Below are 23,103 nucleotides of genomic sequence, written 5' to 3' on the forward strand. Positions count from 1 at the left end.
GAACGCGGAGGCGCGGGTCACGCTAGGAGTCACGGCAGCGCGAGAGGGCGACTTGGAGCAGGCACTCATCATGGGAGAGCGCGCCCTCGAAGGAGACCGGCAGTCGGTGCCATCCCTGATCATGACCAGCCGCGAACTTGCTGCCGAGATGCGGCGCCAGTACAGCTCCGAGCCAGCCGCACAGGAGTACCTAGCCCGCCTCCACTCCCTCGCTAAGCAAAAGCCCGGATTCATGCCCCGATAGGCGGTTGTGGGTTCTCCGCGTGTCGGAGTACACCCCTGGCCTATCCTGCTTCCGGCTCCTGCGCTCTCTGGCTCGGCGTGACGATCAACCTCCGCGTGATCGTCCCATCGCTGTTGTGGCGAATGGGCTCCTGCTCTTCCGCCGCGAAGTTGAAACGAATCGCTGCCATGACCTGGAGAGTGTCCTCACCGGACCCGAGTAGCAAGGCTCCCGCGGTACCAGCCTCCTCGGGGCACAGGTCGAGACGCATAGGGGGACCCCAATTCCCTGGGCTGACCTGGAGGACCCACCGCCACTCGTCAGGAAGACCGGCGTCAGCCCGGGCGCCAGGCCAAGGGAGAGACACAGTTGGGAAGTTGTCGAGCGTTGCAACTACTGCTCGGAATGCTGATTCTGTGCCCTCGAAGAGCTGAACGGCAACAAGGCCAGGGGTGAGCATTCGCCATACTCCAGTCGTGAGAGTCCCTGTGTATCGACAGCAAGCCGGCCATAGCGAACGTCTTAAATGGCCGCTATCCCCAGCATCGGGGATGGGCGGGCGGCCTGCATGCTGAGTGCAGCCGCCGCTACATCAGCGGAGCAGGTTCTCTGCGAGTCGAGATTCGAAATCGGCCGTCAGGTTTCGATGCGGAATCTAAAACCACACAGCAAACACCTGCCTTTACCCTCACATGTCGACGAACCGCGCATAGTGGGCTTGGAAAGCTACTACGGCCGTCCCAGTTCTTCCGCTGCGATTTTTCGCGACAATCAGGTCAGCCTCTCCAGCCCGAATCGACTCCTTTTCATACGCGTCTTCTCGATAGAGGAGAACGACCATATCAGCAAAACGTTCCAAGCTTCCTGGAATGTCACGCATCGCAGGCCGAGCGTACCCGTCGTAAACCATGGATGGCTGGTCTATCTGGAGTAGGGCAACAACTGGAACATTCAACTCTTTCGCCAAGTTGCGCAGCTCTCGCCCCATCACTGCAAGGTCACGTTCGAGCTCCAGCGAGATACTGCGACGATCCACATACAACAGATCCAGGCTGTCTATCACGACGAGTTGTAAGTCATTGAAGAAACTCAGGCGCCTGCTGGATTGCACTAGTTCAGAGAGGGTGTAAGTGGCCTCGTCCTGCATCCAGACAGGCGCACTGTTCACTTGCGGCATAACTCGGGCTAGGCGCGTCCATTCTTCATCGTTCATCGTCCGAGATCGCATGCGTTCCAGAGGTACGCGCGCTTCAGCCGCCATCATGCGCATCGCCATCTCTTTGCGGCCCATCTGCAAGGTCACTAAGTAACTAGTCCGCCTTTGAGAGATGGAACAGGATCGAATGAAGTCGAGACCCAAGGTTGACTTTCCGATACCCGAGGCGCCAGCAACAACAGTCAGCTCTCCCGGCCGAAATCCGGAGACAAGCGAGTCAAGCCCGCTGAAGCCTGATGGCACCGTCGGCGCAACCCCGTGGGCCGTATCGGCGTCCATCTCATCGAGGGCATCGCCCAGGACGGAGCTGACCGTACTAATTTTAGCCATCTCATTCATGAATGAGATGACTTCGTTTTCGACAGTCGTCACCAGAGAGTCCATATCGTGACCCTCAGCACTCAGACTCGCATCTTGCGCTAGCGCAGTGAAACTCTCTCCCATAGATGCGACCCGACGCAGCTTGGCCAATCTAACCACACGTTCGGCGTGGGATTCCGCTTCGCGCGGATCGGACCGTTCACGCAACAATCCGTCGACGTAATCGCGTATTCCTGTCAACGTCGAATTTCGCGCCCCGACGACTTGAGCGACAGATCCTGTTGTGATGTCAACACCATCCGCGTACAACTGAAGCAGCGCGGTGTAGATCTCCACATGCAACCCATCGGTGAATACCGAGTCTATCGGTACTACCAACTCCACGACATCAGCAATCGCATCCTTCGACTGAAGCATGCAGCTAAGCATCCTCCTTTCGCTTGCAATTCCTTGCGTGACGACTGAAGGAATATTCGTCGTGTCACTTTGCCTATCCTCCGCAGCCTCCTTGGAATCGAGCTGGATTCCGAGGGCATGCCGGTGCGCTTCCTCGCGCAACTTCTGAAGTTGCGCTAGCACTTCATCCAGGTTGCCCATGTCTTGCCCAGACGCGCTTGCCTCACGGGATAGCCAGGTCACCAAGCTGACGAGCTGACGAGGGCTCGGAAGTTTCCTGCCCTTGAGTATTTTTCCAATCGCCTGATAGTTCAGAGTGGCTGGCGCTCGGTCATCGCTCTTGACGCCACTTGCCATATCCCGGTAGCTCGGCCGCCCCGCTAGAGCGTAGACGTCATGGATGCGCACAAGCATCTGCCGGTGTGGGCCTTCAGGCACCTCACTATCGTCCGGCAACGTCACCCCACGCCGGCCCCGTCCCGTATCCAACACGCCCCCCAGAGTGTTTCGAAGTGTCTCCATCAAAGCTTCGCACGTCAGAGCGGTGCAGTTCAGCGAGTTGCCTGAAACAAAAAGTGTCTACTTCTGGCGCGGACTGCACACCTGGTCCCCGCACCCGCCGACGCTGGAACCATCACCCCACTCGAAGGGAAGGGCATGCGTCGCTGCCAGAAGAAAGCAGTCAGCACCGAACGCCGACAGCTCGTCGGCCAGATCAAGGGCACGGTCGTCGTGACTGTCGTGCAAGTCACGCTGACGGTCGTGCTTAACGGCCTCTTGATGGCAGCCCTGTCGTGGGCCAGATGAGCACGCCCTCAGACGGTCCAGGGGGCCAAACAGGGGGCCAAACGAGGTAGCGCCACACGGACCGTCCCGGACGGTCATGGACAGCTCTGGCGCCAACACGTGCAGGCCAGTCACTCAGCAGCACGGCCGCGAAGGCTCTGATCGCGTTCGGGACGAAGAGGTCGTGGGATTTGGCAGAGGACCTTGGAATGCCAACCCCGCAAGTCATGCGTTGGCAGCCCCCGAACGGCCCAGCATCGCTGGAACGCGAGGCCGGGCCGTTCGTGCGTTTGCGAGCGAGCGCCTCGATGGCGTTCACAAGTTCACTACTGGGTAACGTGATCCTCCGAGCTGTCCGTCGGATGTCCGCCTGCGCGCCCCTAATGAGCCTCCTGGGCTTCACTAGCCATCGCGTGCTGGAGGCAGAGATGCGATGGGCGCCTGCCGCTCCAGCCGTCGGCCAGGCTGACCGCACCTGAGGCCACTCCCGTAAGGGAAGGCAGAAACGCCTCCCGGCCAACACGAGCGGATCAAGACTTGCGCACTCTGACCCGCCCGCTACCGCTGTCACCTGCACGGAAGGAGCGAGAGAGCCAGGCAAGCGACGCACTTTTTCAGCCAACCTACACCCAGCGGACATCCCCCGGCTGAACTACCCCCCAACCCCTATCTGACCTGGGCGGAAAGGGGGCCGAAGACTCTGCGCACCCTACGTGGATTGGCCACAGCGACAAGGCGCACTTCCGCACCTGGTCGACGGGTGCAACGCTTCAGAACCAGACGCTTCACCCGAAGTTGCCAGGTCGGCGTACCAGCGGGCGATGCTCTAGCCACGACCATCGCCCTGACCCTCAACTGAGTGAGCGACCCCCCGCGCCATCGGGAGGTCGCTCCAACACCCACCCCCAGGCATTGAAGGAAGGAAGAAGGTGTTGTCATGACCTTACGCGGTCGGTCAAGGGCACAGAGCCGTCGCGCCGGACGGTCGTTCTACCTATTGATGATCCTTTCACTGAGTCTGGTCCCCATCGTGTGGATCTTCCCGCACCTTGCGGCGCCAGTGAGCACAGCCGCAACCGTTATGGCGGTCTCCATCCCGCTACTCAGGAGGAGCCGGCTTGGCTCGCAGCAAGCGCAGCCGGCTGCCGAACCGGGCCTGACTGACAGTGAAGCACCAGGCGGCAGCCCTTCGCCCTGAGCTGACGCAGCTCGGGCGAGCGCCCACTCGCGCGCCGCCCGCACACAGCGGTCTGGAGTGCCGAGCAGTCCAGACCGCTGTGTGCGGCGAACGGAGACTCATGGTCGTCCAGCAAGGAGAGCCTGAATGACACCGTTTTGCGCTCCTGGCCTTCGCCAGCATCGCCTGCACCCTCATCTGCTACCGCAGACTCACCAAGTGAGATGACGTCTTAGCACCAAGCCTGCGTACCGCGACGTTCGCGCAGGAGCACGAGTCCTGGGCAACGCCCAAGCGACAGCCGCTCCACCGACGATGACTCGCGCTCGCGTCCTGCTCGACCTCCCAGCTCTCGCAATTGGAGCGATGGTCTACATTCGGGACGGCGAGATCCAGCTGAATCGATTCCGCTCTGGCTCCGTAGCCTTCCGCATCTCTGAGCGCGGGGTTTCGTCCCGGTGCCCAGAGAGTGGCACGCGGTCTAGACGGATGGTGCGTCCTGCGAGAGGTCTGGCGGCGGACTGACCTGCGTGTACTGCACTCCCGTGTGGTTGGCGTACGGAGACTGGAGCTGTGGAGACGACGGAGCCGAAACCTCGTCTGCATCGGCGTGCAGATCGGTGCGCTGGCTTCGCAGGGTCATCTCCTTCTGGAGGCTGGTCACTCGGTAATCGCTGGCACGAGTACGGCTACGGGCCTTGGTTGCCTCGGCCCGAAGTTGCTTGGCTGCCTCATTGTCCTTGGCCTTGGCCCGCCGAAGCAGCGCGGCCTTCTCCTGCTGCGGCATGTCCGCTTCCGTCAGCACAGCTTCGTGTTCACTGACGAGTCCGGCCGGCTCGGCAACTTCCTGGAGCCGTGTATTCATCTGCTCCAGCTCCTGCACGGTCTCCTCACGAGTACGAAGTAGTGCCTCCCGGTCCGCCTCGACCGCAGCACGCTCGTCGCTGCGGAGCGCCGACCGCCCGAAGCGGCCCGTCGCGGCCAGCTGGTGTTCGAGATCTTCGATACGGGCCTGCGTGGCGTTCAGTCGGTCGGTGCGTTCCGTAATCGTGCCGTCCAGCGATCGGACTTCGCGGATGGCCACAGCCCGTTCGGCAGCGTCCTGATGACGACGTTGAAGCGCCAGCGAGTTGGGGCCTGATCCGGCAGCAGCCTCCCGTTCGGCACGGTCGGCGGCGGTCTCCGTCTTCCCGGCCGCCGTGCTCGTGGCGCGCGCTGCCGTCGCCGCCTTGCGTGCTGCGTCGCGCAGTGCCGAGTTGCTGAGGTGGGCGTACGGACGGTCAACCGTCGGTACGGCTTCAGGAGGAGTGGTCAGCTCTTCGTGCCGCCCGGCCTCGGACGGGGTAGATCGGACCTCGGGCTCTGCGGCCTCTTCGAGGGCGTTCGCGTCACGCGGTTCTCCGGCACCGGGGGCGCGTGGGATCGGCAGATCCGCTACGGCCTGGCGGACGTTGGCGGGGACCGCGTTCTTCGGGAGTTCGGTGAGGATCATCCGTTCCTCAGTGCCGTTCTCGATCTCGCGGACGAGGCCGGCGACGGCGCGGTCAAGCTGTTCTTGCTCGGTGAGTGCGTCACCGTGGCGGGCGCGGTCAGCGTCGGTTTCGTAGACGGAGAGCGGCAGGAAGAGGTGGGTCTCCTTCTTGTCCCGCGACATCATCGTGTAGAGGGCGTTCGCCTGGGCGCCGGGGCCGTAGACCAGGGCCTCTTGGACGCTGAGACCCTGCGACTTGTGGCCGGTGATCGCGTATCCGAGGCTGAGTCCGCCCTGCGCGATGTAGTCGGCATCGACCCATTCGGCGACGTCACGGTGACCGTCGGCCGTCTTCTCTCGCCACTCGACCAGGGCCCGACGTTCCTCGTCCACGGCCCGCACGATTCCGCGGAGGCCGTTCAACACGTCCTCGTTGTTGCCTCTGGACTTCTTACCCCGGTAGTCGTTGATCCGAAGGAGGACCTGGTCACCGATGGACAGGGCCAGCTCGCCACCACCGGGCAGCGTGTAGACGTACTCGGGACCGGTGAGGTCGCCGTTCTCCTTCCTCAGGGCGCGGGCCCCGACGTTCAGTTCCTCCACGATCTCGTTGGTCGCGGCGAGCATGAGGAGCTGCTGCACGGCGGTGTGGTCGTCGTTGTGGGTGGCGCGCTTGTCGGCCCAGGTGGTGAGCATCGCGGCCAGGGTGGCGTCCTTGTCCGCGAGGGCGTGCACCCGGCCGGTTCCGGCGAAGGTACGGAGGGCTTCCACGCGGTTGTCGTCGCGCCACAGTTCCAGGGCCCGGCGCTCGACCATGTCCTTCTGCCGGAAGTTCTCGTTGAGGCTGAGTCCGCCGACGTTGTGGTGCACGGCGGCAAAGCTGCCGCCGATGCCGGGCGAGTGGAGCTGCTTGGGGTCGCCGATACCGACGACCTTCGTGCCGGTTTCCGCGGCGTGGGTGAGGAGTTCGGCGATGTCGCGGTCATCGCACATGGCGGCTTCGTCCACGACCAAGACGTCCACGCCGGTGAGACCGGGACCACCGGTACGGATGCCGGTGCGCCACGACGCGAGGGTGCGGGACTCGATGCCCGCCTCGGCCTTGAGGTTCGCGGCGGCGACGGCGGCTGTACTCGCTCCGGCGATGACGAGACCGTGGGCCTCCCACGCCTGCCGTGCGGTGTCCATGATCGTGGTCTTGCCCGAACCGGCGATGCCCACCACGGCGTCGATTCCGTGCCCAGCGGTAAGCAGCCGTTCGAGGACGGCACGCTGTTCGTCGGAGAATGCGAAGGTGCCACCGTGCTGGGCCTCGACGGTGGACAAGGTCATGTCGACCGTGTCGCTGCTGACGACGGCGGCCTGCGTGCCGCGCCGATCAGTTGCCTGGGAGATGATCAGCGCTTCCGCCGCCACGACATCCGCCGTGGTGTACCGGTCGGCGTGCGTGAAGTGCTGGGCACCCTTCGGGTTGAGCTGGACCGCGTACCCGGCGTGCCGGAGGACGGAAGCGGTGAGCTGTTCGGCTTCGGCGGCGTCCGCGACGCCGTACGGGAGGGTGTCCAGCACGGCGGCGATGGCGGCGGCGTGGGTGAACTCTTTGGAGTGGCTGGTCAGACCGGTCTTGGGGTCGAAGACCTGGACGCACAGCTCGTCCAGAGACGGGTTCTGGCCTGCTCGGTCCTGCTCCATCGCGCTCGCTGTGATGGCGTCGGGGTCGTCTCCGGCAGCGCGGCCTTCGGCCTGCCAGTAGGCGCGCAGTACGTCGTCCTCGGCTCCGGCGGCTTCGCCGTTCTTCGCGGCCTTGGACGCGGTGGAGGCGGCGGTGCGCTCGCGGGTCGTGGCGCTGGCGTAGTCGATGCCGAGTTTCGTCAGCAGGTCACGAACCTGGCTGTCTCGCTTGCTGAAGAGCTTGATGGTGGACTCGGGGATCGCTGCGATCTCCCATGCGCCGGTCCGCTCCTCGCGACGGAAACTGATGCCGAAGGTGTCGGTCAGCTCCCTGCGGATGCGCGCGTTCATAAGGGACTGGGTCGCGCGGGTGTGCCGGTGGAGGTCGCGGCCCCCACTGGCCATCGTGGACCACTTGCCATCGGAGCCCTTGACCATGTTGGCCAGGGTGAAGTGCAGGTGGAAGTGGGGGTCTCCGTACGGGGCGCCGTCCACGGGACGGGCGGCGCGGTGGACCATCATCCAGCCGGAGAACCCGCTCGTCTTCACTGTCTCGGCTTCGTTGCCGTCTCCGTGGTGGCCGCGCATGGCGTACGCGGTCCACCGTTCCAGGGCTCCGATGGACTCGCGGCCGGCGGCCGTGTAGATGCCCTCGACCTGGGCTGCGATCTCCTCGGGCGCGTAGGCGAGGAACGCGGACTTCGACTTCGCCAAGTCCAAGGTGACGTCGGCACCGAAGTTGCCGACCTGCACGCGGCCTTCGAGGAGAGCTGCCTTGATTTCCTCGGCGTCCCACACGTCCTCGGGCGCGAGTCCTGCCCCCTTGGCCATCGCCACGGCTTCACGCACATCCATCGGCAGATCGCGAAGACGACGTGCGCCTTCGCCCTCGGTCTGGGCGTAACGGCGCTTCATGGAGACGGCGTCGAACAGGTCCACGGGCTGCTGGCCGGTCTCGGCGGCGCGGGCCTCGACCGCGCGCAGGAGCGCACGGGCGTCCAGATGGCCGCCCGCCTCGGCGGCGACAGCCTTCTCCATCACGTCTTCGCCGTAGAGGTCGACGGCGTCGATGCCGACGGCGTCAGCGAGCTTCAGCACCCTGGAGACGGGGACACGGTGCGACTCCCCGAACCGCTTGAGCTGGCTCTCCATCCGGCGGAAGGCGTCCTGCTTGCGCTTGGAGTCCAGCAGGGAAGCGGGGTTCACGCTGCGTGCGGCGGCGGCGCGGCGGATGGCGCGGGCCAGCGGTGCGGCGGGGAGCTTGGCGGCCGGCGCGATGGCCAGTTTGGGGTCCACGAGGGTCTGTCCGGTCCGGAGGTCTTCGCCGTGCATGAGGCGCCGGGCTGCCGGGAACTGCTCGGGGGCGAGGACGCTGCCGGGGGTGATGTCGAACTCGGTGAGCCCGCCGCCGATCCAGACCAGGGGGCGTTCGCTGGCGTCCAGGTGGTAGTCCACCTGTCCGTCGGCGGGCCGTGGGGGAAGGGCCTGTTCGCCGTAGAGGTCGCGGGCGTCGAGCCCGGCTGCGGCGGCGACTTCGACGGCGTCGAACCCGGCGAACCGCGCCGTGCCCTTGCTGCGGAGGTGTCCGCGGGCGCGGAAGAAGGCGCGCTTGGCTTCGCGGTTGGCTAGCAGGGAGGCGACGGGGGCACCGTCGGCCTCAGCCTTGGCTTCGATGGCTGCGATAAGAGGGACCGCGTCGACCGCCACGGACTTCCCGCATCCATGGCCGCCGGTAAGGCGGTACTCAACCTGCTCGTCGGATGGGCCGATCATGGTCACCCATCCCATCGTCCCGCTCACCCCCCGCTCTCATCCGGTCAGATTCGGTCATCTTGGCTGATTGTATCGTCACGAAGTGACGATACCTTGGTCCTTCGGACATGGAATTGGTGTGCTGAACAGGGGTTTTCTCCTGGGGCTCGTAGCTACGAGGCTGGAGGCATTGCGGCTGAAGGCGTCGGCGGTTGGAGGCTGTTACCTCGGCTTGCTTGAAAAGGGCGGCTCGCGTGTCAGGCTCGTTGTAGCCTGCCGTCATGGATGCGTGGGACACCGGTGTTGAGGGGCAACACCCCCTGGTGGACCACATGCGGGCCGTCTTGGCGACCGCAGCGTCACAGGATCCGAGGTTCTTCGCCGCAGGGGACGAGGACCTTGAGGATGTTCGCTGGTACATCACCCGTCCCTGCGGATGGGACGCGGGCAAGAGCCGCCTAGCCGTGAGGGATGGGCAGTCCCGAGCGCTTTCGAATCTTCTGACGGCCGATCGTGTCCTCACAGTCTTTCGGGCGCTGAACGCAGAGATCGCCGATGACGCGATTCAGAGTCGGCGTCTTCGTGGTCGCCTGCGTGCCACCGCAGAGCAGGACACAGGGCTCCCGTGCATCGTTTTCGACCACGAAGTCCACCCCTCCTCACCTCGGCCCGGCTGGGCCTGGGCTCGGCATACGACGGACATCCTCGAATACGTCACATTGGGCGGCACGACCGACTACACCCTTCGCTTTAGTCACGAGCCCCCCTGGTCTGATGACCCGCTCTGCCGTGCCCAAGCGGCACTCGCGGATGTCATGAAGCAAGTTCTGGCCATCAGGGACATTGCTCTAGCGGCTCTTGGTCCGCTGATCGGCCCGAGGTACAGCTTCGCCCGGAGTGTCCCACCGAACGAGGCGTCGCCGTGCGGTGTTCTCCGTCTGGCCGCGCCGATCGTTCCCGGTGCGCCGAGCCTCTCGTCATGGGCTCACAAAACGACCATGACGCTAGCTGCTTAGCCCTCTCCAGGGCGGCAGCCCTTCAGAGGATGGATTCATGCGCTGGGACTTTCGCACGAGGGTGCTGCTCGTGGTGGTCGCAGTTCTTCTCTCGCTCGCTGCGTCGCTGTTTGCGGCGCTCCTCGCGTACGCGACGGGCGGGGCCGGGAACCAGGCCCTGAGCTGGGGCGCCGGCACCTTCGCGGGATCGATGACCATCGCCCTCGGTGTGCTGGTGATCCTGCTGTCGTGAGGTAGGCGGCCTCCAACCGCAGCGGGGACTGAACTGCCGGGGCGGACTCCAACCTCGTGGGTCCGCCTCGGCAGCAGATCTGCGCCAGACTGCTACCGGCCGATCGGCCATTCGCCGAACGGCACCGGGGCCCGGCCTGTCGCTTCCCTGACGGCCTCGTCCGATCCGCACGCGGAGCAGATCTGTACTTCACGGTCGACGGTCAGCCGGGTGCGGGCGGGGCGTTCGCTGAGAGGGCCGCCGCAGCGTGGGCAGGAGGCATCGGTCACGGTCACTCCTCGGGGTGCTCTCGGGCGGACTTGAGGATGAGGTTCCAGACCGTACGGGAGTACGTCTTCTCCGTCTGCCCCTGCAACTCGGCAATGAGGTCGGCGTTTTTGGCGCCTGGATTCGCAGCGAGTGCCTGCCGCGCGAGTGTGAGCCGTTCGTCCCCCTGGTAGGGATAGGCCAGTCCTCGGCGGCCCCGGGGCCGCCCGCCGGCGTGGCCGCGGCCTTTTCGGTCCGCGAGGTACTGCCACAGCCTCCAGCGCTTCCACTTCGGCCGACGCCGGGTCGGTAGCTCGTCCCAGTCGTCGGGATCGGGCCACCCCTCGGGCGGGTTCTTCACGTAGTGGGAGACGGTGGTGGAGTCGGCGAACCCGCAGACCTTTGCGGCTTCGGCGGGGCCGACCATCTCTTCGGGGTCGCCGTCGAGCTTCGGCGGGTTGGTGGTGCTGGCGGCGGCGCGCTGCCGCTGAAGCTCGTGGTGCCACGTCGCCCACACGTCGCCGTCCCAGTGCATGACGCCGTCGATGGTGTCCGCGACGGGCGGGTGCCCGTTGTTCTCCCGGTCGGTCCATAGGTTCTGAAGCGTCGGCTCGCTGATGCCGTGGACCTGGCGCAGGTCCGCGCGTGAGTAGAGCGTGCGGCCGGTCTTGCGGGACACGGTCGCCTCCTGTTCTTGATAGGGGGCGTGACCGCTCGACGCGGTCATTGGATGTCCTCCGGGTCCGGGGCCGGCGCCCACGTACGGCTGCCCTCCGGTTCGAGGCGGGTGAGGGTGGCTACTGCGGACAAGGGGACGGCGGCGGCCCAGTCGGCTCGGCCAGGGTGGTCGACGGGGAGGTTGAGTACGAGGTGCCGGCCGGTCGGAGGGAAGTCCTCGACGATGACGAAGGTGTCGGTGGGTTCGGCGCCGATGCTGTTACCCCTGGTGAGCTGGGCGATGTCGCCGGGCTGGGGACAGTCGGGGTGTCGGTCACATAGCATGGTGTGGTCTTTCTGGTGAGAGAGACACCGACGGCCAGCGCCTTGTTGCCCTTGTGCGCTGGCCGTCATCAGTTGTCTGGGGAGCATGACGCCCGGGGGCGCCCTGCCGGTCGGAGGTTGCCCGCTCCGACTGATGGGCGGAGTAATTAAACCACCTTTGGGTAGAGCGGGTGGGGCCCTGATCCGGAGGACAATGGCCATCAGAAGAGGGCCCCCTGATCTATGGGGCGTCGCCCCCGGTCGCTGGGTGGCCGGGTGATGCGGAGTTCGTAGCGGGGCGTCCGGCGTGCGGCGGAGCGTGGGCTTCGCGGCGGTGCCGTCTCCACGCCACGAGGGAGGCGCCCTGGTCCACCCATTCCGCCGGGTACTGGGCGGTGAGCTGAGCCCAGCGGCTCCGGCTCTGCAGAACGGCCCATCGGTCTTCGACCGTGGTGATCGGCGGCAGCGTTCTCCAGCCGGGGAACGCGTGGTCGTGGGCGTCCTCCACCGCCTCGTTGTCCCCGCCCCCGAAGCCGTCGCCGGAGTGCACGGGGCCTTCCCACTCGCACGCGAGACACCCGCCGCGGAACTCCTGCTCGTTCCTCCGGCGGCTGGTCGGCCGGCTGCGGGAGAGCAGGGTGGGGATGTGGTGTGCGGGCGGGTCCAGCTTGTGGCCGAGGTCGCAGTACGCACCGCCGGGGTGGCCGGGCTGGATGTGCCACGTCTGTCCCGCGGTCTCGGGGCGGTGGCGCGTCCGCGCGTTGCGCACTCGCCAGTAGTACGTCTGCCGTGCCCGTGCTCCGATCGGCTCTGCGGCGGTGGCCGTCACGGCTGTCTGCTTCCGGCGGCAAGCACTTCGCGGAGCGGGTCGGCGAGCACCGTCTGTTCGTCGGGAGCGTCGAGGAACCGGGGCCCGTACGCGCGTCGTACCGCGCGGCGGGCGTCCTGGTGGCGGTCGAGCTCCGGGTAGTACGGCGACCGGTCGAGCACGTCATAGCCGTGCTGGGTGAGCACGTCGGCAATGAGCGACCGGACCCGTACCGGGTCGAGGGCGGAGAGGTCGGCTTCCCCCGGGGCCGCGAGAAGTACGCGGATCAGCTCGGTCGCGCTGAGCCGGGGGTGGAGGGGCACGCTGAGCCGATGGACGCCGTCCCGACTGGGGGTGGCGGCACCTCGGCGGCTCGGCTTCCTGGTGGTGCTGCGGTGTTCTGTCGTCTCGTCCATCGTGCTGCCTTCGATGACTCGGGCTGTTGGCGGGCGTCGGGTATCAGAACAGGGCGTGCTCGGCGCGGGCGGCGGCGGCGCGGACCGCGCGGGCGGCGGCGGCGGTGCGGCCGGGCTCGGCGCTCCATCGGTCGATGGCCTCGCGATGCAGGGCCTTGGCGGCGGTGGGGTCGTCGGTGTCGACAGGGTGGGCGGTGAGGGTTTCCGCGAGGATGGCGAACGCCTGGTCACGGGCGCGGTCGATCCGGTCCCAGTCGTACGTCCGGCTGGCAGCTCCTCGCCCGTGGCCGGCGGCGACTTGGAGGGCGCCGCGCGGCCAGCACGGCAGTGTGGCCGTACGGCCAGGGCCGGCGAACAGGTGCGGGCCCTGGTGGATGCCGACGTGTTCGATGTGGCGGGCGGCCCATTCCAGGATGGCGGCCGGGGTGTCCGCGATGACGATGCTTTCGAGGGTGTGGCGGGTCGGCACGGTGCTGTCCTTCGGGAGGGGCGGGGGCGACGGCGCGCTGCCGCCGCCCCCGGTGGGGCTGCTACTGGTAGGCGGGGATCAACCGTCGGACCTTGTCCTCTCCGATGCACCCGCCCTTGTGGCGGCGCGGGCTCGGCGGCTCTCCGTTGCGCCCGCGCAGGTGCGACCAGAACTTCGGGCCTTCCCAGTCACACAATTCGCAGCTGAGGTACCAGTGGTTATCGCTGCCGGGGAACCCCGTGAGGACGGCCCGCCAGTGGTGGGCCCGGAGCCCTGCGAAGGCGATCTGCGCGCCCTCGATGTTGCGATCGTTGACCGGCATCCGCGGGTGCAGGAGAGGAACCGGCCCGCACAGCGGAGTGGGTGCCTCGGCGAGCACCTGATTCAGGGGGACGGCACCGATCCGACCGGCGGCGTATTCCTGCGCGAGATGCGCTGCGGCCATCTCAGTGCCGGGTGTCCCCTTCGGCGGGCGACGGAGGTTGTGTTCGCCCACGGTGGTGAGGACGAGCCAGTCACGGTGCCACCGGTAGGCGCGGCCGATGACCTGGTCTTCGCCCACAATCACGGGGTATCGGCACTGGATGTCGGGGGCGCCGACACGGTACGTGGGGACGGTGGTGGTGCCCTGGGTTGCGGGGAGGATCAGCCTGGCTGCTTCTGTGTCGGGGACGGTGATGGTCGCGGGTCGTCCGAGGAGTTGCGTGGTCATGGTGGGGCCCTGTTCTGGTGAGAGAGGGGCCCGACCCCGGCGTGCTCGGTCACCGAGGACGGGCGGGGGCGTGGTTACGCGGCCTCGGCCGGGGCCTGCGGGGCGGCGGTCCATTGACGGCACGGGGCGATGCCCAGCTCTTCGAGGACCGGGGCGTGGGTGCCGTTGTCGGGCACCCATTCCCAGTCGGTGCCTTCGATTCCGGGCCGGTCGGTCCAGGTGAGCATGTAGGAGCGGCCGGATGTGCGGGGGTCGCCGCACACGGCCTGTGCCTCACGACGGGTCATCGCCCACAGGGCGCGCTTGCGGGGGCGGGGGGAATTCTTCGAGGCGATCAGCACCAGCACCATGCCGTCCTGCCGGTTCGCACCTGCGGCGTGGGCCACCGCGGGAGTCGGCTGCTCCGCCGGTACCGGCTCCTTGCTCGGCGTGGCCGGCTCGGCCTGCTCCTGCTGTTCGACTGCCTCCGCCTGGGGCGACTGCATCTCGTCGGTGCTCTTGCGCCCGGACACGTCGTCGTAGGGGGCAGTCCAGGTCCAGTCATCGTGCCGATTGCCGGTGGCGCGCACGATGCGCTTGCCGGTGCCGTTGTGGATGTGCGGGATCGTCACCGACTTCGGGTTGACGCGCAGGACCTCGTACCAAGTGCCTCGGTAGAGAACGAAGTCACCGCGCGTGAAGTCGGCCTTCGACCACACCTTGAAGCCCTCGGCCTCGGCGTCCTTGATGACTTGCTCCCAGTGCTCGATCTCCTCCGTCAGCTCCTGGTGCTCGATCTTCAGCTCCGGATCCGCCGGGCTCCGGGAGTACCCCTTGGCGGACTCGCCGCGCTGCCACTTCTCGACGGCGCGGAGGTCGGCCCGCAGCTTGTCGAGACGGCGGAGCGTGCGACCGGGATTCTTGCGGAACTGCTCGTAGTTCGCGGCGGCCTGCGCCCGGCCGGTCCACTGGTCGGCGCGGTCGCGCTCGTCGATGCTCTTGCGCATCGCGTTGTCCATCCGCGCGTGATCGCGGCGGGCGCGGCGCTCGGAGTGGTGACCGATGAGGATCGGCTGACCGGAGGCGAACCGCACGGATATGTCGTGGCTCTTCTTCCACGCGGCCTCGGAGTTCTGGGCGGCGCTGGCGGCGTACCCGCTGAACCTCTCCGCCCGACCTTCGGCCTTCTCCTCCCGCTCCTCCTCGGCCTCGCTGAAGCTCCGGCGGTCGGCGTTGTCGATGGTCAGCGTGACCTGGAAGCCCGCGTCTCGGAGTCGCTGTGCGAGGAGTTCGAGCGAGGGGGTGTAGGTGGCGTGGTCGCGGCTGTGGGGGAGGTACCAGCAGTCAAGGTTCCTGCTCCAGCGGAAGGGCTGACGCTGAGTGCGGCCGTACTCGCGGAGCCGCAGGATCTCGGCCGATCCGTCGCCTCGGCTGGTCCCCTCGATCAGGGTTCCCTCTCGGCGGGTGTGGGTGATCTCGATAGTCACTGAGCTGGTCTTTTCTGGTGAGAGTTCGTGGTCCGGCCGTAGGGCGGACCGTGCGTTGGCAGCGGCGCTGCACCACCGGCGCAGGCCGTGTGGGACGAACGGCTCGCGGGTCGTCGCGCCTGCGCGACGACAGGGGCCGTGGGCGCCCCCGCGGGGCGCGTCCGCTGCGGTCCCCGAAGGCGTGTCCGCTGGTGTGCTGGGGGCCTGCTGGTCCGGAGGTGTTGCCCTCCCCCGGACCGGCGGGGCCGTGGTGTCAGCTGCGGTGGAGCGTGTGCCGGGCTGCCGGGTCGGCGTCGGCCAGTCCGGTCCGCTGGCGCCATGCCTGGCGGACGGCGGCGCGGAGCGCGTCCCCTTCGTCGTAGGCGAACCGTCCCCGGCGCAGGCTGCTGGCGATGTCTCGGAAGGTGTCGCCGTGCATTGTGGTCAGCGTGTCGTCCAGCGGGGTCAGCTCGTGCGGGAACATCGCCTGGACGCTGTCGCCCGGCTGCGGGGCACCGAGGGTGAAGAACCAGACGACCGCCATCGTGGCCTCGTCGGCGAACTCCGGCCCGCCGAACGGGCCGACGACGATGGCGGGGCGGGTGTCGAGCTGGTGGCCCCGGAACCAGGGGCCACCGATCACGAGCGTCGCGGTGGGGAAGTCCCGGACGGTCGGCTTCGGTGCGGTGGTGAGCATGTGGTGTCCCTGTCTGGTGAGAGGTTCCGCCGGGGCCGTGTGGCCCCGGCGGGGGTGCCGGTCGGGGGGTTGCCCTCCCCCTTCCGACACCATTAATTAAACCATGTTATCTGGTTTAGATCAACCCTCCATGACGAGTTCGCGGCGGCGCTCGGCGGCCGTCGCGACGGCGCGGGCGATGGCCCGGACGGTCTCGATGGCCCGGACGGCGGACTCGCGCACCGGGGGGTTCCTGTCCTGGGTGACGATGCCGGCGAGCGGCGGCATGACGGCGGGGCCCGGAGTGATTCCGAGGATGAGCGCGGCGACGTGTGCGGCCGAGGCGACTTCGGCGGCGTGCTGACCGGGAAGGTGGGCGTCCGCCTCGGCGATGCGTCGCCACGCGTGGCCGTACAGCAGGATGCGGACGGCATCGTCGGGGGACTCCTGGGCGAAGTCGAACCCTCAGGAGCGCTCGGGGTCCTCGTGGTACCGGTCGCGGTACTGGTTCACCAGGGCATCGCGGATGGCCTCGGGGGCGCATACAGCGATGCCTGGTCCGCTCTCGAAACCGCCATCGGGGCATTCATTGCTGCGACCCAGACGGCATTGCACATCCGACCGCCGTCAGGTGATCTCCCCTCCCCGGCCGAACCGCCGGGCTCTCCAGGGTGACTGGCCCGAGGCGGGGCCGGCCCTGCATTCCAGGGGAGACGCCAGTGAGGCCCGGATACGCGCCGTGGCGTGCGGCGCGCATCCGGGCCTCGCTGGTCCCCCCGCGTGGCTCGTCGGGGAGTCGAGTTCTCAACCGTCGGACTTAACAATGATCACGACGGTCCCGCTCCTGGGCTGCGGGATGACGATGGATCCGGCCGGTGCCGGCGCCGACTGCTCAGGCAGTTGCGGAACCGGAGGCTGATCCCTGACGGCAGGGCGGTTGACGCACTTCCAGCCCTTATAACTCCACTTGATCGTTTCCAGGAAAACGACCAGCGGATGCAAGAGATGAACGGCGAAGGTAATTACTTCTCCCACAACTTTCCCTTTCTGCACCACGCGGACCCTCCTCGCCCTTTGGCGGGGTGGGATTTCGAAGATTCGGGACATGAGATTCGACCGTTGAATCCGTCGAAAGTCGTGCCCTGAGCTTGAGCCGTGGTCTTCGGCTCTCTTCGAGATCGGGTCAGGCTGGTCGCCAGACCCCCAGCAGCTCGCTCAACCCGCCCCAGTTGTGCCGGGGCTGGGACGACCAAGCCGCCCAATCGCGTGGTGTTGTCCATCTCCTTTCATTGGGGAAGCGGATTCCTTGATCAACTCGATGGGTGCATCAAGGGTTTCGTGGAATCAGTTCGCAACTCCGCCAACGGAGTTACCTCCGAATGACGTCGTCACAACAACTAGATTGCGCGCCCGGGGCGCCAAGCGCAACTTCAGAAAGTCTCGCCGCATGTGACATAGGCGACACCGAATTGATCATCCGCCGCAACGCCTGAGTGCATGTCAAATACTCAAACCGCCACCTGTGTTGATAACACCCGGACAACGTTTCCCAGCCTTACATCGGACAAATACGTTGGCACCGCGCAGGAGCTACCGGCCCAGGCGCAGTGCCTCGGCGAGGAAGTTGTTCGGCATGGTCCCCGGGTGCCTTACCCGCTTCGTCAACTTCCGCTCCGACTCGGCCCGCAGGTCTTCGGCCATCGTCTCGACTCCGGCAGCCGACTGAGCCCGAACAGCATGCTCGACGGCAGCACGGGCGCAGTACAAGGGTGCACTGCTCGGCATGGTGGGGTCGTCGGCGTACCGCTCGGCGCGGTCGGCGTGCCCCTCGGCTTCGACGGCTTCCTTGTGGGTCGCGTGCATGACCGCCTCCAGACGGGCGACGACACCGGCTCGGCTGTGGCACACGGCGGTCATGGCGTCGTCGGCTGCCGTGGCGGCGAGGATCGCGGCCTGCCGGGCGACCTGGAGGCAGGTCTGCTGAGACGGGTCTCCTGCCGGGGCAACCTGAGGTTGGACGGCGGGCGCATTGTCGGGCATGGGGGGTGTTGCTCGGGATCTCGGTGGTGCGGTCGGCGGCCTTCCGTACCGGCGTCGGGGAGGTGCCGCCCGTCATCGTGCGGAGCGCGATGGACAGTGCCGTCGTGCCCGAAGGGCACGCCCTTCGGGCCGGCGCCCGGATGGGACGGGAGGGCCGCCCGCGGCCCGGACGTTCCGGCCGGCTGTGAGCCGGGCCGGGCTGAGCCGTCCCGGAGGGACGCCCTTCGTACGGCGCCCGGTGGTCGGTGTCGGCCACCGACGTGGGCGCCCGGTGGTCGGTGTCGGCCACCGACGTGGGCGGCCCTGCTCGGTGATGGGCGCTGTGTGGGGTGGTCGGCTCGATGCCGACCACCCCACGGCCCGGCGGCCCGGGTCCGGCCGGGCGGTGGCTCCCGCCCGGCCGGGGCTGCTGCTACGCGGCGACCGGTTCGCGTGCGGCGACGCGGCACCGGGTGAGCACGGTCTGTGCGGTCTCGCCGTAGATGCTGTGGTCCTTGACCGTGCCGGTCAGCTCGACCTCGTCGCCCTGGTCGGGGACGTCGGCGGCGGAGCTGAACCAGACGAACACGTTGCCGTCGCCGTCCTGGAACTTCACCAGTCGGCGGCGCTGGGCGTGGTAGCCGTACGTCCGGCCCTCCAGCTCGATCACGGTGGTGACGGTGGCGGCAGTGGTGACCCGCTCGCCCACCGTGCCCTGCGGCCGGGAGTTCTGGGCGGCCCGCTCGGTGGCCTCCTTCTCCTGGTCGCGGTACCAACCCGCGATGGCGGAGACCAGCGTCGGCAGGTGGCGCGGGTCGACGGTCTCGCTCATAGCCAACTGGCCCACTTTGTGGCGGTAGTCGGAGAGGCTGCCGTATCCCTGGACGGCCCACGCCCGGACGGCGGCTGCGGTGCTCGGCGCGTCGGAGTCGGCGTCGATGGCGGCCCGCCAGTCCATCGGGGCCTTGCGGTCGAAGAAGTACGCTTCGACACCGTCGGCGGTCGGCGGGGTGTTCTTCCACTGCTCGGACCGGCTGTGGAACCGGCCCTCGGTCTTTACGATGGCGGCGGTCACCCGCAGGACCTCGATCACCGGGACGCGGAGATCGGCCGGAATGCCGCCCTCCTCGCCGTCCCAGTCGGAGTCCTTCAGCGTGCCGAACCTCCAGAGGGCCTCAAGGCCCTTGATCGGCAGACCGGTGTACGGCTCGACGCACGTCGTGCCCAACTGCCGCATCTCACCGTTGTCGTGGCGCGCGAGGTAGGTGGCAGTGCGGTGACGGGCGACGGCGCACCCGTGGCAGAGGTTCTCGATGGCGGGGTACTGGCGCGCAGCCTCGGCTTCCTGCTCGGGCAGCCCAGGGAACAGACTGGTGAGCGTCTCGCCCTCTTCGTCATGGTCCAGGCGGGCGATGACGGTCCAGCCATGGTGGCGGGGGATATCACCGGAGATCGTCACGGTGACGGTGGGGCGCTGGCCGATCAGGCGGCCGTCGATGTCGTGGTAGTCGGCCAGGAACGGCTTGGAAATATCGAGCGTGTATGCGGTGAGCTGGTGGACGGCGGCGCGGGCGTTGGTGGCCTCAACAAGCTGATGGACGTGGGACTGGGCTGTGGCGGGGATGGAAAAACGCATGGCTGCGCTGGTCATCGTTGGTGCTCCTGCTGGTGAGAGAGGAATCGCGGGCCCGGCCGGGCGGGTCGCCCTCCGCGTACGGCCGGGGTCGGTCCGGCTGGCGGACCGTGGTGTCGGAGGGGGGTTGCCCTCCCCCTCCGACACCATTAATTAAACCATGTTTTGGGGCGTGGGGCAAGCATCCCGGCCAGGGATGTCGAGTGCCGCGCGGTCACGCAGGAACGCGGCGAACAGGGCGGCGGTGTAGCTGTCAGCCGTGCCGTACGTGCGTCGGCAGTCCAGTGCTCCGATGCGCTCGCCCCGGTGGCGCACGGGGAACGGCTGGCCGGGGGCCGGAATGGCGAGCGCGTACAGTCCGCGCGGGGTGTCCACGCGCAGGACGACGGCGGCGGCCTGGTGATCGTAGGCGGCGGACCAGCGGGCGAGCCCGATGCCGAACTCTGCGAGTCCGGACGCGATGGCGCGGGCCTGCATGATGTCGGCGGTGGTGCCGGGGTCGGGCTCGGCGGGGGCGGGGACGCATCCGCAACCGTGGTCGTCGGCGTGGGTCTCAGACAGAGCTGTACGGGTCACTGCGGGACTCCTGGGGTGGCCGGGGGCGGGAGGGTTCCCGCCCCCGGCGTCGGGCGGCTGAGGTGGTTAGGCGGCGGCTTCGTCGTCGCTGGCCGGGTCGTCGGCCTCCTCAGCCTCCGGCTCGCCCGTCTCCTCGGCGGTGCCGGGCTCCTGCTCGGCCTCCGGCTCACTGCCCGATGTGATCGCGCGAAGCTTCTTCTTCGACGGGTCGTAGGGCTCCTCGTCCACGACCGACTGCTCAATGGGCGTGAGCGGGTATCCGAGGGACGCGAGCACCTGGAACCAGCGGCCGGTGGGCTTCCGGGTCCACGGGGCGTGCTGGCTGTCCGTCCTCCACGCGGACCGGTTCGCACACTTCTCCCGGACGGCGGCGATGGCGGCGAACTGGAGCTGCGGGGCCCTGCGGGGGTCCTTGGCGACGTGCCCGGCGAAGCTGCCCCTGTTCTTGGCCTGTTCGGGGGTGAGGCCCAGGAATTCGGCCAGGATCTCGGTGGTGCCCTCCTTGTTTAGGTCGTCGGAGATACCCCAACTGCCGTTCAGCAGAGCGTTGTTCACGTGACCAATCAGGGTGTTGGTGGTTGCCTTCGGGAGATTGCGGCGCTTGATCAGGTCGGTGATCCACTTCCGGCGCAGGGCCTCGGCCGCGTCCCAGTCGATGTTCCCCTTCTTGACGGCGGCGCGGGCGGCGCGCTCGGCCTCGGCCTCGGCGGCGGTCTTCGTCCCGCCAGTGGCGCTGCTGCCCTCGGGCACCGTGTGCCCGTACAGGCCGGGGGCAGAGCAGTAGGGCTCGTACCGGTCCGCCCGCCGCTCGTCAAACACCCACACCAGACCCTTGCACTCGGCGTGCTCTTCGGCGCTGATACCGCGCAGTCGCCACACGGGCACGGCGCGCTCGGACAGCTCCTCGGCGTCCCGGATCTTCTGCCCGGCCGCCTCCAGCTCCGCGCGGTGGGCCTCGGCCTTGGTCCGCTTGTCGCGCTTGGTCCGCTCGACGGCGATGGCCCAGTCAACGTCCCCCTCGTCGGCGTCATCGTCGGCTGCGGCCTCGGTGATCGCGGCGAGCGCTTCGGCGTCGTTCGCGAACTCCGACAGCGCGGCCAGGTGCTCGAACGTCCACTCATAGCTGCTCGCGCCGCTGACTGCGGCCGACAGCTTCTCGTCGGACCGGACCTTGACCAGCGTCCTGACGTCCTTCTGCCGCACGCCTGCGGCCTTGGCGATGCGGCCCACCTGCGCTCCCGCCTCGGCCGCGCTGAACATCGCCTGGTTCATCTCGGAAGTGCTCAGGCTCTTGCGGTGCTGGGCGGTCGTGATCATGTCGAGGAACTGGCCCGCCGCGTCGCGGGCGTCGTCCTCCCACTCGTACGGCAGGTGGGTAAGGCCCGCGTCTGTCGCGGCGTGGTAGCGGCGGTTTCCGTCGTTGACCTGGAGGACTCCGCCGTCAAGGCGCTGAATCTTGACGGGGATGCGGCACCCCTCGGTGCGGAGGGATTCCACGAACGGCACGTTGAGGTCCAGGTCTTCGCGGGCGTTCTTCGGGTGCGGGGTGAGCGCGTCGATCCGGATCACGGGGCGCGGGGTGACCGGAACGGCCTCCAGCCCTGCGGCGACTGCGACGGCCAGCCGCTGGAACCCGTCAATGATCTGCGGCACGTCGCCGTGGGTGCGCACGACGTACAGCGGCTCCATGACGCCGTTGGCCTTCACGTCGGCCAGCAGATCGGCCGGGGCGTCGATGTCGCGGACGTTGCCGAGGTGCGCGGCCAGCTCAGCAACGGCGAGGGTCGGCCACGGGGCAGGTGCGGTCTGGACGCCGGCCGGGGTCTTGGTGTTCGTCATCGGTCCTTCTCTTCCTGGTGAGAGTTCGTCGGGCTGCTCGGCCCAGTGGGGGTGTCGGTCGGAGGGTTGCCCTCCCCCTTCCGATACCATTAATTAAACCATGTTCTTGAGGGTGGGGCAACAGGGGATGCTGTGATCGCCGTCACTCGGGTGCAGGGCTGCGGCGGTGCGGATCATGGCGGCGGCCTCGGCGGTGGTCCGCTCGGGCTCGTCCCCCCAGCACCACAGGAGGGTGCGCCGGTAGGCGTCCTCCGTGAGCCGCAGATTTCGCCACCGGACGCTGGACACGGGGCGGCCGTTGACCTGGTTGCTGAGCACCACGAGGGAGTCGAACAGGGCGCGTTGGAAGATGTCCCACGGTTCCCCGCGTACGGACCAGCGGGGCCGGACAGAGCGCACGCCGCGTTCCCACGCATGCAGCACGGTGCACGGGGCATCGTCGGCCAACCGGCCGGGCTGCCAGAGGTGGTCACCCTGGTAGAGCCCGACGCGCTCAATGTGGTTGGCGGCGGCCGTGAGGATGCGGGCGGGGGTGGCGGCAGTCCGGCGCTGGGGCATGGCGTCCTCCTGGAAAGACGAAGGGCTAAGAGGGGCTGACGGCGGGCTGGGCGTGGTTCAGCTCGGACCACTCAAGGAAGTCCTGCTTAGCGGTGTCGTAGTCCTCGCCGTGGTAATGGCCCTGCCACCATTCGGACGGGTTGGGGCCGAAGGACTTCGGGATGACGGCGGTCACCCATTCGTCTCCGTTGTGAAGCAACACCGTGCGCATTCCGGTCTTGCGGTTGGTGTGGAAGCTGAGCACTTCGTGGTTGCCGATTCTCACGGCTTACCCTCCGGGGCTTCTGCGGCATGCCGGGGCACGGCTGATCATGAACCGCACCGAGCGGGGCGGGGGGGGGGGGGGGGCCCCCCCCCCCGGGGGGGGGGGTGGGGCGCGGGGGCGCCCCGGGGGGGGGGGGCCCGGGGGGGGGGGGGGCGCCGGGGGGCCACGGGGGGGGGGGGGGGGGCCGGGCCCGCTACGC

20 protein-coding genes are annotated in these 23,103 nt (G+C 67.8%); 2 read left to right on the forward strand and 18 right to left on the reverse strand.

Annotated elements, in window-relative coordinates; translation table 11 throughout:
- Nucleotides 1-911 precede the first annotated feature (911 nt).
- The gene (locus tag ACIBK5_RS15930; protein ID WP_399019951.1) at nucleotides 912-2,618 is read right to left on the reverse strand and encodes a DnaB-like helicase C-terminal domain-containing protein; all 1,707 of its coding nucleotides are present in this window, start codon (nucleotides 2,616-2,618) and stop codon (nucleotides 912-914) included.
- 195 nt (nucleotides 2,619-2,813) lie between these two features.
- Between ACIBK5_RS15930 and ACIBK5_RS15935 the strand changes: the two genes are divergently transcribed.
- On the forward strand, nucleotides 2,814-2,963 hold the full coding sequence (locus ACIBK5_RS15935) for a hypothetical protein (RefSeq protein ID WP_399019953.1): 150 nt from the start codon (nucleotides 2,814-2,816) through the stop codon (nucleotides 2,961-2,963).
- A 1,637-nt stretch (nucleotides 2,964-4,600) separates the two neighbouring features.
- Here ACIBK5_RS15935 and mobF read toward each other — a convergent pair.
- The gene (gene mobF, locus ACIBK5_RS15940; protein ID WP_399019955.1) at nucleotides 4,601-9,034 is read right to left on the reverse strand and encodes a MobF family relaxase; all 4,434 of its coding nucleotides are present in this window, start codon (nucleotides 9,032-9,034) and stop codon (nucleotides 4,601-4,603) included.
- Nucleotides 9,035-10,066: 1,032 nt separating this feature from the next.
- Between mobF and ACIBK5_RS15945 the strand changes: the two genes are divergently transcribed.
- Nucleotides 10,067-10,261: a hypothetical protein gene (locus tag ACIBK5_RS15945; protein WP_399019956.1), complete on the forward strand. Its 195-nt coding sequence runs from the start codon at nucleotides 10,067-10,069 to the stop codon at nucleotides 10,259-10,261.
- Between the two features lie 92 nt (nucleotides 10,262-10,353).
- On the opposite strand, the gene ACIBK5_RS15950 is transcribed toward ACIBK5_RS15945, so the two are convergent.
- The 16 genes from ACIBK5_RS15950 to ACIBK5_RS16025 all read right to left on the reverse strand — a co-directional run bounded on the left by ACIBK5_RS15950 (nucleotide 10,354) and on the right by ACIBK5_RS16025 (nucleotide 22,904).
- On the reverse strand, nucleotides 10,354-10,530 hold the full coding sequence (locus tag ACIBK5_RS15950) for a hypothetical protein (protein WP_399019958.1): 177 nt from the start codon (nucleotides 10,528-10,530) through the stop codon (nucleotides 10,354-10,356).
- Nucleotides 10,531-10,532: 2 nt separating this feature from the next.
- Complete coding sequence (locus ACIBK5_RS15955; RefSeq protein WP_399019960.1) at nucleotides 10,533-11,186, reverse strand: hypothetical protein; 654 nt, start codon at nucleotides 11,184-11,186, stop codon at nucleotides 10,533-10,535.
- Nucleotides 11,187-11,230: 44 nt separating this feature from the next.
- Nucleotides 11,231-11,509: a DUF6211 family protein gene (locus ACIBK5_RS15960; protein WP_399019961.1), complete on the reverse strand. Its 279-nt coding sequence runs from the start codon at nucleotides 11,507-11,509 to the stop codon at nucleotides 11,231-11,233.
- A 220-nt stretch (nucleotides 11,510-11,729) separates the two neighbouring features.
- The gene (locus ACIBK5_RS15965) at nucleotides 11,730-12,317 is read right to left on the reverse strand and encodes a DUF6349 family protein (protein WP_399019963.1); all 588 of its coding nucleotides are present in this window, start codon (nucleotides 12,315-12,317) and stop codon (nucleotides 11,730-11,732) included.
- Nucleotides 12,314-12,712, reverse strand: a complete 399-nt coding sequence (locus ACIBK5_RS15970; protein ID WP_399019965.1) for a DUF6181 family protein — start codon at nucleotides 12,710-12,712, stop codon at nucleotides 12,314-12,316. Before ACIBK5_RS15970 ends, ACIBK5_RS15965 begins: the two co-directional genes overlap by 4 nt.
- A gap of 43 nt (nucleotides 12,713-12,755) precedes the next feature.
- Nucleotides 12,756-13,181, reverse strand: coding sequence for a DUF6197 family protein (locus tag ACIBK5_RS15975; protein ID WP_399019967.1), 426 nt, complete (start codon nucleotides 13,179-13,181; stop codon nucleotides 12,756-12,758).
- A 61-nt stretch (nucleotides 13,182-13,242) separates the two neighbouring features.
- Nucleotides 13,243-13,893 carry a hypothetical protein gene (locus tag ACIBK5_RS15980; RefSeq protein ID WP_399019969.1) on the reverse strand — a complete coding sequence of 217 codons (651 nt, stop codon included), beginning with the start codon at nucleotides 13,891-13,893 and terminating at the stop codon, nucleotides 13,243-13,245.
- Between the two features lie 74 nt (nucleotides 13,894-13,967).
- Complete coding sequence (locus ACIBK5_RS15985; RefSeq protein WP_399019971.1) at nucleotides 13,968-15,359, reverse strand: DUF3560 domain-containing protein; 1,392 nt, start codon at nucleotides 15,357-15,359, stop codon at nucleotides 13,968-13,970.
- 253 nt (nucleotides 15,360-15,612) lie between these two features.
- On the reverse strand, nucleotides 15,613-16,035 hold the full coding sequence (locus ACIBK5_RS15990; RefSeq protein WP_399019973.1) for a DUF6409 family protein: 423 nt from the start codon (nucleotides 16,033-16,035) through the stop codon (nucleotides 15,613-15,615).
- 783 nt (nucleotides 16,036-16,818) lie between these two features.
- Nucleotides 16,819-17,070 carry a hypothetical protein gene (locus ACIBK5_RS15995; protein WP_399019975.1) on the reverse strand — a complete coding sequence of 84 codons (252 nt, stop codon included), beginning with the start codon at nucleotides 17,068-17,070 and terminating at the stop codon, nucleotides 16,819-16,821.
- A 534-nt stretch (nucleotides 17,071-17,604) separates the two neighbouring features.
- Entirely contained in the window at nucleotides 17,605-18,054 is a 450-nt protein-coding gene (locus ACIBK5_RS16000) for a hypothetical protein (protein ID WP_399019977.1), read from the reverse strand.
- Nucleotides 18,055-18,466: 412 nt separating this feature from the next.
- Complete coding sequence (locus ACIBK5_RS16005) at nucleotides 18,467-19,684, reverse strand: hypothetical protein (protein WP_399019980.1); 1,218 nt, start codon at nucleotides 19,682-19,684, stop codon at nucleotides 18,467-18,469.
- Between the two features lie 135 nt (nucleotides 19,685-19,819).
- Entirely contained in the window at nucleotides 19,820-20,242 is a 423-nt protein-coding gene (locus ACIBK5_RS16010) for a hypothetical protein (protein ID WP_399019982.1), read from the reverse strand.
- A 66-nt stretch (nucleotides 20,243-20,308) separates the two neighbouring features.
- The gene (locus tag ACIBK5_RS16015) at nucleotides 20,309-22,081 is read right to left on the reverse strand and encodes a ParB N-terminal domain-containing protein (RefSeq protein WP_399019984.1); all 1,773 of its coding nucleotides are present in this window, start codon (nucleotides 22,079-22,081) and stop codon (nucleotides 20,309-20,311) included.
- A gap of 93 nt (nucleotides 22,082-22,174) precedes the next feature.
- Nucleotides 22,175-22,639, reverse strand: a complete 465-nt coding sequence (locus ACIBK5_RS16020; protein ID WP_399019986.1) for a DUF6197 family protein — start codon at nucleotides 22,637-22,639, stop codon at nucleotides 22,175-22,177.
- A 25-nt stretch (nucleotides 22,640-22,664) separates the two neighbouring features.
- Complete coding sequence (locus ACIBK5_RS16025) at nucleotides 22,665-22,904, reverse strand: hypothetical protein (RefSeq protein WP_399019988.1); 240 nt, start codon at nucleotides 22,902-22,904, stop codon at nucleotides 22,665-22,667.
- Nucleotides 22,905-23,103: the final 199 nt, after the last annotated feature.

This window comes from Streptomyces sp. NPDC050546, assembly GCF_044457425.1.
Taxonomy (GTDB): domain Bacteria; phylum Actinomycetota; class Actinomycetes; order Streptomycetales; family Streptomycetaceae; genus Streptomyces.